Raw genomic sequence first — 14,188 nt, forward strand, 5'->3', positions numbered from 1 at the left:
ATCCGCAGCCCTCCCAGCAGAAACAGCCTGGCTGGGAGAACCCGCTGCACCCATCATTAACCTGCAGGCTGAAACCCATATGTGAGGTTAACCATGACCAGATTACATCTCTACTTGCTGGGATTTCTGCTTCTACTTTGTTCCTCCCTTTTCGCCCAGACCCTGCATCAGGTGCCGGCCGGGTCGGATGCCATCTCCACCGCCTACGAATCGGCAGCGGCTGGTGACATTATCGAGCTGACCACCGATGGCGGCGAGTACATTGAGGGGAACGATCTCGTCATCACTAAAGGCAAACCCATTACGATCCGCGCCGCAGCCGGCCTGAAAACAAAACCTCACTGGTACGCTTCCGGCGGATGGGCCCTGATTCAGACAGCGGATGATCTCACTCTCGAAGGTATACTCATTGATGGAACCGTTGCTGGTGGCGCCCGTGAGGTCGGTATCCGCGGTGCCGAACCCGAATGGTATACCCTGAAGCTGGATTATAATCTCAAGATCCGCAACTGCGATTTCGTCAATTTTGACTATGCCGTTTATGGCGAGGATTCCAATCAGCTGGATACGCTGCTGGTCGACGGCTGTACCTTCTCGCACATCACCAAACAGGCTCTTCAGTTCAGCGGCGGTGCCATTGCTCCGGGCCAGGTCCGGCATTTCTTCTGCACCAACTCGACCTTCTGGAACATCGGCGGGTATGCCCTCTATTTTCAGTCGACGGCCATCGATGCCAGTCCGCAGGCCGAATTTGTCGTCGATCACGTGACCATTCATGACGCAGCCAACGGCAATATCTACCCCCGTGATATAGACGGCGCGGTCATCAAAAATTCAATTATCACCAACACCGGGACCTCGCCGGGCACGGTTTGCTTCCTCGATGGCCCGAACTCCCGCATCAGCAACCTCCTGTATAATGGCCTGGATGCAGTCACCCTCGAGGCCGGAGCGCTGGAGAACCAGCTAACCAATATCTGGGCCGGGGTTGATCCCCTCTATGCCAGTGCGGTCAGCGGCAATTTCACCCTGATGACCGGCTCGCCGGCGATCGGATCCGGTGATGACGGCAAAAGCCTGGGCGATCCCCGCTGGTGGCCGGAAAATAATTCCGAATACGTCTTTGTCTTCGCCGGCACAAACACCCTCTCCGATGCCGTGGCCGCGGCCGTCGCCGGCCAGACCATCATGTTGGTGTCGGACGGCGGGCGCTATGATAATACCCATAAAATGGTGATCGACAAGCCGCTCACCATCCGCGCCGCCGATGGACTGAAGCAGCGGCCCGTGCTGACCTCGGGCGCCGCCGATGCGATGATCCAGTTCTCGGCGGATTTTACCCTTGCAGGTGTCATCCTCGATGGCGCGCAGGGCGCCGACTCGACCGCCATCGGTATCACCAATGCCCCGAATACCAACGGCTATAACCTCAGGGTCCAGGACACCGATTTCCTCAACTTTTGCAACAAGAGCCAGACCACCGGCTTCGGCATCTTCGGCGTCCCCAGCTCGGTCGTCGACACCGTCCTCATCCAGAACTGCTTCTTCGCGCACATCCTCGACATGGGCATCAGCTTTAACGACCCCCTGACTGCTTCCGGCTCGGTCAACGTCTTCAAGGCCGATAACTGCACCTTCTGGGATATGAACTCCGAGGCCATCTACATCGATGCCTTCGACTCCAAAATGGAGACCAAGGACCCCGAGGTCACCTTCAACAAGCTCACCGTCTATGACTGCGGTAGCTACAACCTCATCGCCCACTACATCGACTACTCCGTGCTCACCAACTCTTTGGTGGTCCTCCCCGAGCTCAACACCGGCTATGCCCCCACCAAGATCTACGGCACCCACTCCAAAGTTGAGAATTTTCTCTATTTCAACACCCGCGACATCGATATGAGCTACGGCGCCACCGACTTTCAACTCGTCAATGTCGTGCCACAGGGAGATCCCGGACTCAAGGACCCGCAGAATGGTGACTTTTCCTATACCGTTCACTCCCCCGCTGTGCTCTTCCTGGAAGATGGCAATTTCCTGTGCCTCGGCGCCGATCGCTGGTGGCCGCACATCAACCTGCCCACCAACATCCACTGGGGCACCAAACGCAATTCGCTGAAAGGCTTGACCATCACCTGGAAAAATTATAATACAGCCGACTCCATCCGCTGGGGTTACACCGAGGCCTACGAGCAAGGCGCCTTTCCGGGTTTTCGTCATGACAATTACCAGCTGGGCGACCAGCCCGAGTATCTCTTCGACTACACCTTCCCGGGCCTGAAACCGCAGTCCACGATCTATTATTCATTCAAGTTCAATGAATTATGGGGACAGCGCAGGTCCTTCACGACCGCCTGTGACACCCTCTCGACCAAATTCAGCTTTATCGTCGGCGCGGATTGCCAGGCGGGCACTGAAAATTTCCAGAAAATCTCCTCAATGGCTGCCGCCGAAAAGGCCGATTTTTATATCAATGTCGGTGACATCATTGACAACTCCCTGTATCCCGGATTATGGGAGAAATACTATACGTGGGGCCGGGAGTATCTGGAAAAGACCTTGACCTATTACACCCATGGCAACCACCTCTACTATGACACTGAGTCAGGAAACGCGGTGATGAACCAACTGGTCCTGCCGGGAAATGAAAAGTGGTACTCTTTCCAGCAGGGGAATACTCTGTTTATCTGCCTGTTATCGGAAGCGTCGCTGTCAACGCAGTGGACCTATCTTAAAAATCTGCTCGCCAAGAACAAGGCCACCTGGACCGTGGTCTATTTTCACGCGCCCTTTTTCACCAGCGGCGGACATGCCGGCGAGATGGACTCCGCCATTCCATACTGGTGGAAGACCTTTGATGATTATGGCGTCGATGTCATCCTCAACGGCCATGACCACACCTATACCCGCTCCAAGCCGATCAACCTGAATGTCTCGGATTCGTCGGCAGTTGCCGAATACGGCAGCGCCCCCGGCCAGGGCCGGCTGCAGATGCTGGTTGGCAGCTTCGGTGCCGCGACCTATGGTGAACAGTCCGGCTGGTGGGTGGGCAAGACCAGATCGGTTGTCAACTATGTCAAGTTCCAGGTCGATGGTGACAAGATGCACTTTGAAAGCATCGATCTGAACGGAGTTATTATCGACAGCCTGACCCTCGATGCCAAGGGGACGCGCTATGATCGCCCGATCAATACCGGCCTGCTGCAGGATCCAGTCGGCGTGCCGGGCGAGTATCAGTTATCGCAAAATTATCCCAATCCCTTCAATCCCGCGACCAAAATCGCCTACAGCTTGCCGGTCGCGGGCAAGGTGGCCCTCAAGATCTACGATCTGCTCGGCCGCGAAGTGATGACCCTGGCCGACGGGATGAAACAGCCCGGCCGTTATGAGGTCCTGTTCGATGCCGCTGCTCTTCCGAGCGGCCTCTATTACTACCGTTTGCAATCAGGTTCCTTTGACCAGATTAGGAAAATGGTTTTCCTGAAATAAATTGGCGGGGTGGGGGGGCGCGTCGACCCTGTACAGGCGCGCCCCCTTGATTGAAACCAAACTCACCCGGCTCCTGGATCCATCACTCTTTAACCGTGAGGTCTGCCGTGAAAAAATTTACTCTGCTGCTGCCGCTTTTCCTGTTGTTCCTCTATGCCCCGCTCCTGTCCCAAACAGTTGTTCCGGTGCCCGCGGGCACCGATGGCCTCGCTGCAGCCTGTGCGGCTGCGTCGGCGGGCGATATCATCGAATTGACGACCAATGGCGGTCTCTACACTGAAACCGCCAAACTGGTCATCGACAAACCGCTGACCATCCGCGCAGCCAGCGGACTTGTCCAGAAGCCGCTGCTGGTCTCCGGCGCCGCCGATGCAATGATCCAGTTCTCAGCGGATTTTACCCTTGCAGGTGTCATCCTCGATGGCGCGCAGGGCGCGGTCCCAACCGCGGTGGGTATCACCAACTCCCCCAATACCTCCGGCTACAATCTGACGGTCCTAAACAGTGATTTTATCAATCTGGATAATGCTGACCACTCCAAAGGCTTCGGCATTTTCGGCGTCCCCAGCTCGGTCGTCGACACCGTCCTCATCCAGAACTGCACCTTCGCCCACATCCTCGACATGGGCATCAGCTTCAATGACCCCCTGACCGCCACCGGCTCGGTCAACGTCTTCAAGGCTGACAACTGCACCTTCTGGGATATGAACTCCGAGGCCATCTATATCGATGCCTTCGACTCCAAAATGGAGACCAAGGACCCCGAGGTCACCTTCAACAAGCTCACCGTCTATGACTGCGGTAGCTACAACCTCATCGCCCACTACATCGACTACTCCGTGCTCACCAACTCTTTGGTGGTCCTCCCCGAGCTCAACACCAGCTACGCCCCCACCAAGATCTACGGCACCCACTCCAAGGTCGAGAATTTCCTCTATTTCAACACCCGCGACATCGATATGAGCTACGGCGCCACCGACTTTCAGCTCATCAATGTCCTGCCCCAGGAAAATCCCGGATTCGCAGATGCGGCGAACGGCAACTTTTCCTACCCGGCGACCTCACCAGCCGTGCTGGTTGGCGAAGATGGCTCGACCATCTATCTCGGCGATGACCGCTGGTGGCCGAAATCCGCCCCGGAGACAGTCTACCTCGCAGCCGGCGAGAATGTCCTCTCCGCCGCCCTCGCGGCAGCCGTCGATGGCCAGACCCTGATCCTCACCAGCAACGGCGGCGTCTATCATGAATCCGCCAAACTGATCGTCGACAAAAAGATCACCATCAAGGCCGCGGACGAACTGGTGCAAAAACCGGTCCTCAGCTCCGATGCCACCGACGCCATGATCGAAGTCTCCGCCGGCTTGACCCTCAAGGGCCTCGTCCTCGATGGCGCCCTCGGCGGCGTGCCCACCACCACCGGCATTACCATCAAACCGCAGACCTCAGGCTATAATCTCGCTGTCCTGGAAAGCGATCTGCTCAACTTCGGTAATGCCTCCGGATCCACCGGCTATGGCATCTTCGGCGATCCCACCGCGGTTGTGGACAGCTGCCTGATCCAGAATTGCTACTTCGCCCATATCGTCAAGATGGGCATCAGCTTTAAATCCCCCCAGACCGCCACCGGCTCGGTCAACGTCTTCAAGGCCGACAACTGCACCTTCTGGGATATCAACGCCGAGGCCATTTACGTCGATGCCGCCGATTCCAAAATGGAGACCAAGGACCCCGAGGTCACCTTCAACAAGCTCACCGTCTATGACTGCGGTAGCTACAACCTCATCGCCCACTACATCGACTACTCCGTGCTCACCAACTCTTTGGTGGTCCTCCCCGAGCTCAACACCAGCTACGCCCCCACCAAGATCTACGGCACCCACTCCAAGGTCGAGAATTTCCTCTACCTCAACACCCGCGACATCGATATGAGCTACGGCGCCACCGATTTCCAGCTCATCAACGTCGTGCCCCAGGGAGATCCCGGATTCGCGGATCCGGCGAACGGCAACTTTCATTATGCTCTGGATTCGCCGGCCATCCTCTTCAGTGAAGACGGCGCACCGATCTATCTCGGCGATGACCGCTGGTGGCCGGTGACGACCGGCGTGAACTGCACAGAACAAAAGAGTCTGCCCGCAGAGTTCACGCTCGCCCAGAACATGCCCAATCCCTTCAATCCAGTGACGACCATCCATTTCACGCTCCCCGTCGCGCAGCGGATCACCCTCAAGGTCTACAATATGCTCGGCGAGGAGGTGGCCACACTGGCCGATGGCGTGCTGTCCGCCGGCCTCCACAAAGTGCAGTGGAATGCAGCCGACCGGCCCAGCGGTCTTTATCTCTACCGTCTGGTGACGGAGAGCGCGGCCGCTACCAGGCGGATGCTGCTGCTCAAATGAATGAATCCGTCCGGGCCAGGAGCAGCGCAATTCAGCTGTCGCTGCTCCCGGCCCGGCGGCCTCTCCTGTTTCAGGACTTTCGACCAACGCTATCAGCCAAAAGGAGTACGCTCCTGTGAAATCCAAACTGCTTTTCTTCCTCTCCATTTTGCCGGGATTGCTGCTGGCCCAGACGACAGGCAAAATCTCCGGCAAGATCATCGATGAGAAAAAAGAGCCGATCATCGGTGCCAATATCATCATCGACGGGACCGCAATGGGTGCAGCCGCCAGCGTCGAGGGCGAGTATTTCATCATCAACATCCCGCCCGGAACCTACAGCCTCAAGGCCAGCGCCGTGGGCTATGGCTCGAAACGCATCGACAAGGTCAAAGTCGAGGCGGGGCTGACCACCCGGCTCAACTTTTCGCTCCAGTCCACCATGATCGAGATGCCCGAGGTGGTGATTCAATACACCCGGCCGGCGGTTCAGAAAGACCTGACCTCCAAGATGCAGGGACTGGATCTCAGCGATATTGAAATGATGCCGGCGCAGATGTCGATCCGCGACCTTTTCACCAAACAGGCGGGCATCACCCGCGACATCAGCACCACCCCGATCAACTCCCAGCCGGTCTTCGGCCAGTTCGCGACCATCCCCAACGACGGTCTCCATTTCCGCGGCGGCCGCACCAACGAAACCCTCTATCTCTTCGACGGCATCACCGTCAACGACGGTCTCTGGGGCGGGTATAATCTCGACGTGCTCGGCCAGTACACCCTCCAGTCCCTGCAGACCCTGACCGGCACGTTCGGACCCCAATACGGTGAGGCCATGTCCGGCGTGATTCTCATGCAGCCCCAGGACAATCTCGCCAGCCGCTGGAAAGCCCAGGCGGCGCTCCTGACCGACAATTTCGGCAAGAAATCGGGCAGCCAGAAGGAGTACAATGTCGAGGCGGCGGTCAGCGGGCCCGTGCCCGGTGTCAAAAATTTCACCCTCACCTCCTCGGCCCGGGCCTATTCCACCGACGGCTACATCAACGGCTACCTCTACCCCAACTGGGTCGATTCGCGCGGCACCGACAAGAGCGGCACGCCCGAGGTGGTGCCCATGGCCTACCGCGACACCCGCATGGCCTTCGGCAAGGCGATCTGGCAGGTGAGCAAACCCCTCAAGATCCGCCTCGGCTATTATGCCGCCGAGACCAAGCAGGGTGTGTATGACCACTTTTTTAAGTACAACCCCTACGGCACTCCGCGCGTCACCCTCAACGACTATCTTGGCTACCTCAAGCTGACCCATGTTTTTTCGCCCCGGACTTTCGCGGACCTGGCTGTCTCGAAGTACCGCCGCGGCTACAGCTCGCGTGTCTTTTCCGACCTCGCGCTCTATCAGGTCCGGCCTGAAATTCTCACCGCCGAGTTTTCGGTCGCCGGCGAAAACTGGGTCTATTTTGACAGCTATTATGACAAGATCGAGGCGCAGGGCTCCTTCAACAGCCAGATCTCCCGGCAGCACTATCTCTCCAGCGGCCTTTCGCTCTCCAGCATCAAGACTTCGCTGCAGCGCCGCAACCCCAACGGCGGCGATGCCTACGAGGATTATTACTTTGAGCCGAAAAAGTTCTACGCCTATGTCAACGATAAGATGGAGTTCGACGACATCGGTATGGTGATCAACGTCGGTTTGCGCTATGATTATATCGATCCCAACCGCGATTTCGTCGTGGACATCAAATCCCCGGACGGGAAGATCGGCAAGGTCAAGCCGCGCCAGTACATCAGCCCGCGCTTCGGCATCAGCTATCCGATCTCTGATGCCGCGGCCTTTCGCTTCGGCTACGGTCATTACTACCAATATCCCGATTTCTACAAGGCCTTCCAGGGAAGCAACCGCGAGTATTCGATGTACCCGGCCCCCAATGTCAATTCGGTTCAGGGCGCCATCGCCAAGGGGGATATCCAGGAAGAGAAAACCATCAATTACGAATTCGGCGTTCAGATGCAGCTGGCCCCCAAGCTTTCCGCCGACATCACTGGATTTTACCGCAAGACCTCGAACCTCATCGGTATTGTCATCGCCGAGGGGTATCTGACTTCCGGCGATATTGTCAAGGCCCAAAAGTATCCGATCTTCGACAACATCAACTTCGCCACCGTCAAGGGTGTCGAACTCTCCTTGACCAAGCGGATGAGCGACAATTTTACCGGCTTCCTCAATTATACCTATTCGCGCGCTCTGGTGAGCAGTTCGCTGGTTTTTTCGCAGGCTCAGGATCTGGCCCGCACCTTCCCGGCGGACTGGGACCAGTCCCATGTCCTCTCCTTCGGAGTGACCATGGAATTCCCCGCCCGCTGGGGCTATTCGCTCATGGGCGGTCTGAGCAGCGGTTTTCCCTACACCTTCAACGTCCTCATGCCCAACGCCGAGCGCTCCCCCACCCAGAGCTCGCTGGACGCCATGCTTTTCAAGGAGGTAACCCTGGCCAAGGTCACGGCCCGGTTGTACGGCCAGGTCAACAATCTGCTCAACCACAAAAATGTCTGGTGGGTCTATGCCGATTCCGGCCAGCCTGGCGTCGATACCAACGAGACCACGTCTGATGATTATACCAATAACCCTGCCATGTGGGGCCCGGGCCGACGCTACCAGATTGGCCTGAACTTTAATCTTGAATGATCCAAGGAGAGGATGCATGAAAAGATCCATCCTGAATCTGATTTTGCCGCTCTGGACGGCCGCCACCATCCTTTCCGGATCCGTGCTCGCCCAGGGTGTCAGCTACAAGGGGACCTCAGCGGCCAACTTTCTCAAGGTCGCCATGGGCGCTGCCTTCGTGGGGAGCGCCGAATCGGACCTGACCCTGGCCAAGGATGCCTCCAGCCTCTGGTTCAACCCCGGAACCATCAGTCGCATCCCCAAATCGAGTGCGGTCTTTTCCCATTCCAGCTGGCTGGTGCAAACCAATTTCACCAACGTGGCGGTCACCCTGCCGTTCGGCGGTTTCACGGCCGGCGTGGACCTCACCTACTTCGGTTCCGGTGACATCGAGGAGACCACCCTGCTCAAGCAGGATGGCACCGGACGCGTTGTCAGCGCCAGCGACCTCGCACTCGGCGCCGCTCTGGCGCGTAACCTGACCGATCGTTTCTCGGTCGGATGCAAACTGAAATATATCCGCGAGCAATTGGCTCAGGTCACCGCGGGCGCTTTCGCCTTCGACATCGGCAGCGTCTTCGAGACCTCCTTCTTCAACAACATGAAGATCGGCATCGCCCTCACCAACTTCGGCGGGGCCCTGCAGTTCAGCGGCAACGACCTGCTCGTGACCCATGTGGTCTCGGGCAGCCCGACCAACAAGCAAATCCCCGCCGTGCTCGAGACCAAGGAATGGGACATGCCGATGACCTTCCGGCTCGGGGTCGCCACCGATATCATCAATCGCGGCGATGTGGTCTGGTCGGGCAGCTATGCCATCAACGACGCCCGCGATTTCGGAACCCGGCACAACCTCGGCACCACCCTGACCCTGAAAAAGATGCTCGCTCTGCGCGCCGGGTACCGCCTCAATTACGACGAGGCCACCCTGTCGGCCGGTGCCGGGCTGCTGGTGCCGGCCAGTTTCCTCGGGCAGGTCTATTTTGACTATGCCTACACCGATTTCGGCCAGTTCTCCAATATCCATCAATTTTCCGTGGCCGTAAATTTCTAACTCCGTCAAATGAGAGCCATCATGAAAAGAAATCACATCCGGGTGCTTCTCCCCCTGGCGGTCCTCGCCCTGCTGCAAACGGGCTGCCCCAACCGCGAACCCGTGACCCCCATCGAGATCACCCGCCCCAAAGCGAAGGCGATCATCCCCGCGGCCGGCTCTCTGGCCGTGCCGCAGAATACCGCCATCCAGTTCCAGTTCACCGAGCCCATGAACCTGGCCTCCTTCACCGGCCGGGTGGTGCTGAAGAGCCTAACCGGCGCGCCTCTTCCCGGCACGTGCACTCAGGTGGATTCGACGGTCTTTTTCCAGCCCGATGCCCCGCTGGACAAGGCCACGATCTACACGGTTGAGCTGCGCGGCGGTATCCGCGACGCGCATATGAACACCATCGAGGTCGATGCCGGCGGCGCTTTTGCCGATAGCATCATCGTCGCCTCGAGCTGGTTTTTCTCGGCCGGCGACTATTCCATCGGCGGTTTCAACCCGCTCTATCTGCGCGACCGCAAGGAGGGCTCATTGCGCCGCTTCACTCGGCTGGACAGCCTGACTGGAAGTCTCAGCGGATTCTCGGCCCCCGAGGACGCCGTGGTCACCCCGGACGGCCGCTATGTCGCGGTGGCCAACACCGGCAAGAACGAGGTGGGGTTCGTTCACTCCTCCACCCTCACTCTCGAGAAGACCGTCGCGGTGGCTGCCAATCCCTCGCAGGTTGAAGTCTCTGGCAATTATCTCTATGTCGTCAGTGTCAACGGCAAAGCGATCTCGAAAATCAACCTGCAAACCCTGGCACTCGATGCCAAATACATCACCACCTTTTATCCTGGCAAGCTGGCGGTTTCCACGGATGGCGCTGTCCTCTTCACGCTGGATCAAAGCAAGCGCGACCTGGTACTCATCAATGCCGGTAACGGCACCACCATAAAGACGCTGCCCGCTGTCGTCGAGAAGCTGATCCTGGGAGAGCTTCGCACGGATCCCTACAGCGGCGGCCTCTATATTTGTGACGCCAAAGGCCTCAGGGTCAAACGGACCGATGCCGGCGGCGCCGCTCCGCAGACACTCTACACCTTTTCCTCTGGAAGCGAACCCGTGGATATCGCCTTCAGCGCCGCGCACCATTTCGTCAGCGCCGGCAAGTCGCTCTACAAATTCGACGCCGCAACCGGAGCGCTCCTCGCGTCACGGGCTTTCCCGACTGCCTGTAAATCGGTCACTGCGGCGCCCACCGGCGATGTGATCTTTGTGACTCTGGCGACCTCGGTGGCCATCCTTGATGTGCAGAGCCTGTCGCTGCTCTCCGAAGTAACCCTGGCCAGCAGCGGCATCGAGTCCATTATCGTCAATCCCATCAAGTTCACCCTTTAAACGAGCAGGATTATGATAAAACGCACCCTATTATTGGCAGGCCTGGGCCTCTTGATGGTGTTCTCGCTGCTTTCCGCCCAGACCGATCCGATGCTGTATCAGCGCTGGAATACGATGAACATCAACCGGTTGAGCACCCAGTTCAACAACACCGGCATGCTCGGCGACGGCAATGAGCAGAATATTCCGCTGGCGCGCAAGCCCTCTTTCGAGTATCCCACCGGCAGCGGCATCAATTACGGCACCTGCGTCGGCATTGTCATCGGCGCACCGGCCGCCCAGGATCCCGGCGCCGTGAGCGGAGCCAACTCGGAGAATCTCGAATACCTCGATGGTTCGATGGATGAAGGTCCGGCCGCCTTCTGGGACGAGGAGCACTACGCCCCCTATCCCGAGGTGGTCGGCAGCGCCGTGGCGCCGCTGAGCACCGACCCCTCCACCTGGCCCAGCAGTGGCCCCAATCGCGGCTGGCCCCTCCTCATTCCGGGGACCGGCGATTCGTTGCGCGTGGGCAGCGAGGGCTGGCCCGGCGCGGGCCGCCACGGCGAACGCATCGCTGACCAGGAGACCTACTCGGCCATGTACGCCTGGCGCGGCACCGACCTCGGCACCAACGAACGGCGCTGGCTCAATACCAACGTCGAGATGCGCGGTCTCGCCTGGACGGGAGAGCTCTATCAGGATTTCCTTATATGGATCTATGTAGTTCGCAACATCGGCACCGCCCCTATTCGCGGCATGCGCGTCGGCATCCACTCCGACTTTGGCTACCTGCCCCTCGCCTTCTCGCCGACGAGCACCGGGGACACCGATCGCCATTATTATGACCCCCGTCTGCAGTTCGCATATGGGACCGATGATAACGGCTATGAGGACAATCCCGCAGGCGGTAGCCTGGCGGCCAACCAGATCGCCTGGGGCGGCACGATGGCCCTGCGCATGCCAGGTCCCTCCAAAAAGGTAGCCACCTACGATGCCTTTAATTTCTGGATGGAAGCAACCACCCCCAGCGGCAATGGCGCCAGCAAGGAACTCTATTTCCGCTATAATCTCGCCAACCAGGGCGATCCCGAGGACAGCAACAAAGACGGCATCGACGACGATTTCGATCATAACGGCGTGGCCGATGCCCTCGAGGGCGGCCAGGGCTACTACCTGGGCCAGGGTTCGGACGGCATTCAGGTCATGGGCTCAGAACCCTTCGACCTCGCCCCCGGCCAGGCTGATACCATGATCTTCGCCACCATCTTCGGCATGTCCAAAGCCCAGTTGTATAAAAACGCCGCGAATGCCCAGACCCTCTACGAGTCCGGATGGCAGGTAGTCAAGGCCCCGCCCGCCCCCCGCCTGGAAATCATCCCGGGCAATGGCCGCAATACCCTGATCTGGAGCACCGAGAGCGAACGCGATCCCGAGTTCGAGGGGTACAAGATCTACCGCTCGACCGATGAAGGCGTCACCTGGGGCACGGAGACTTATACCGATTTCTCCGGCACGATCAAGTATATCCCGCTGGCGCGCTTTGACCGCATCGACGGCATCAAGGGCAATTACCGGACCCTCCCGGAATTCGCCTGGTTCGATCTCGGCAGTGAGACCGGCCTGCCGCTCGCGCGGGTGATCGATAGCGACACGCTTGGCTATTTCAAGCGCGGCGATACCGTCCATGTCTATATCGATGACCAGCTCATCAACGGACTCAATTACCGCTACTACATCGCCGCTTATGACACCGGCAATGGCATCACCGGGCCGCTGGAGAATACCGCGGCTTCGCAACCGAAAACCGGCTCCAACACCGTTGCCGTCGTGCCGCACGCCCCGGTCGCCCGTTCCGTGCTCGACCAGGTCAAGGTGGTTCCCAATCCTTATGTGGTGGCCTCCGGCTGGGAGGTCGGCATGGACAAACAGCTGCAATTTACCTATCTGCCCGCTGAGGCGACGATCCGGATCTTCAATTCGGCCGGCGAAAAAGTTCGCACCCTCGAGCATCGCGGTGGTTCCGCCCTTGCGCCGAGCATCGCCATCTGGGATCTGAAAAACGAGGACCAGCAGTTGGTCGCCGCCGGCCTCTATTTTTACTATATTGAATCTCCGCTGGGCAAAACACAGGGCAAGTTCCTGGTGATTATGTAAGCGGATTATCCATCACTCCCTGATTCCTTCACGCGAAAGAGACCTATGAACGATAATTTCACCAATATAGAGATCCACCGTCAGCCGGAGATATGGCGCGACGCAGTTGCCGCGCTCGCTGCACAGAGCCAGGAGCATCAACGGCTCTTGCGGGAATACCGGGAACACCTTTGGGTCTTCACCGGCTGCGGCACGTCCTTCTACCTGGCGCAGGCCGCCGCGGCACTCTTCTCCGGGCTAACTGGTCTGCGCAGCAAGGCCGTTCCGGCATCCGAAATCCTGATCTATCCCGAACTGGTCTTCAATCCGCACGAACGCATCCTGACCGTCGCCTTCTCTCGCTCCGGCACCACCACCGAAATTGTCTGGGCGGTCGAAAAAACGCGGCATGAATTCGGCATCCCCACCCTATGCATTTCGTGCGATCCCGATTCGCCGCTGGCCCTGGCCGGGGACCGCTCCATCACCTTTCCCTTCCCGGCCGAACAGAGCGTGGTCATGACCGGTTCTTTCACCACCATGCTCCTCAGCCTGGTGCAGGCGGCGATACAGGGTTGGGAAAGGACGGAACAGGCGGACCTGCTCGCACAGATTCCCGCAGCCGGTGAGGCGCTGCTCGTTCAGGCCGATGCCATTCTGCCCACGATCATCTCGCACTCCTTCACCCAGTTCGTCTTCCTGGCCCAGGGCCCCTTTTACGGCCTCGCCAATGAAGCCGCGCTCAAAATGAACGAAATGTCCCTCTCCGCCTCCCGCAGCTTTCATGCCCTCGAGTACCGCCATGGTCCGATGTCGACGACCACGACCGAGACCCTGATTACGCTCCTCCTCTCGCAGAGAGGGGTGGAGTATGAGCTGAAAATGGCCGCCGACATGAAAAAGCTCGGGGCGCAGATGCTGCTGCTGCATGATAGCAGCCTGACCCGGATTCCCGGCGACGTCGATTTCGACTTTTGCGTGCCGGGTCCGGGCGGCGACCTCGCCAATGCGCTGCTCTACATGCCGGTTCTGCAGCTGCTCGGCTATTATAATGCCCTGCACCGGAACCAGAATCCCGATCAGCCGCACAATCTCAGGGCGGTGGTCACACTTTCACTATAG

Annotated in this window: 7 protein-coding genes; all 7 read left to right on the top strand. The window is 58.7% G+C overall.

The window, feature by feature from the left end; genetic code table 11:
- The first annotated feature begins 93 nt into the window (after positions 1 to 93).
- The 7 genes from PLH32_08520 (at position 94) to PLH32_08550 (ending at position 14,188) form a co-directional block, all read left to right on the top strand.
- The gene (locus PLH32_08520; GenBank protein HQJ64642.1) at positions 94 to 3,489 is read left to right on the top strand and encodes a DUF4957 domain-containing protein; all 3,396 of its coding nucleotides are present in this window, start codon (positions 94 to 96) and stop codon (positions 3,487 to 3,489) included.
- Positions 3,490 to 3,596: 107 nt separating this feature from the next.
- On the top strand, positions 3,597 to 5,888 hold the full coding sequence (locus PLH32_08525) for a DUF4957 domain-containing protein (protein ID HQJ64643.1): 2,292 nt from the start codon (positions 3,597 to 3,599) through the stop codon (positions 5,886 to 5,888).
- 115 nt (positions 5,889 to 6,003) lie between these two features.
- Positions 6,004 to 8,550, top strand: a complete 2,547-nt coding sequence (locus tag PLH32_08530; protein ID HQJ64644.1) for a TonB-dependent receptor — start codon at positions 6,004 to 6,006, stop codon at positions 8,548 to 8,550.
- Positions 8,551 to 8,566: 16 nt separating this feature from the next.
- Positions 8,567 to 9,583, top strand: coding sequence for a PorV/PorQ family protein (locus PLH32_08535; protein ID HQJ64645.1), 1,017 nt, complete (start codon positions 8,567 to 8,569; stop codon positions 9,581 to 9,583).
- A 21-nt stretch (positions 9,584 to 9,604) separates the two neighbouring features.
- Positions 9,605 to 10,951: an Ig-like domain-containing protein gene (locus tag PLH32_08540; protein ID HQJ64646.1), complete on the top strand. Its 1,347-nt coding sequence runs from the start codon at positions 9,605 to 9,607 to the stop codon at positions 10,949 to 10,951.
- A gap of 12 nt (positions 10,952 to 10,963) precedes the next feature.
- A complete protein-coding gene (locus tag PLH32_08545) occupies positions 10,964 to 13,087 on the top strand; it encodes a T9SS C-terminal target domain-containing protein (GenBank protein HQJ64647.1) in 2,124 nt (707 codons plus the stop codon).
- 45 nt (positions 13,088 to 13,132) lie between these two features.
- A complete protein-coding gene (locus PLH32_08550) occupies positions 13,133 to 14,188 on the top strand; it encodes an SIS domain-containing protein (GenBank protein ID HQJ64648.1) in 1,056 nt (351 codons plus the stop codon).

This window comes from bacterium, assembly GCA_035419245.1.
In the GTDB taxonomy this organism is placed as follows: domain Bacteria; phylum Zhuqueibacterota; class Zhuqueibacteria; order Residuimicrobiales; family Residuimicrobiaceae; genus JAKPUX01.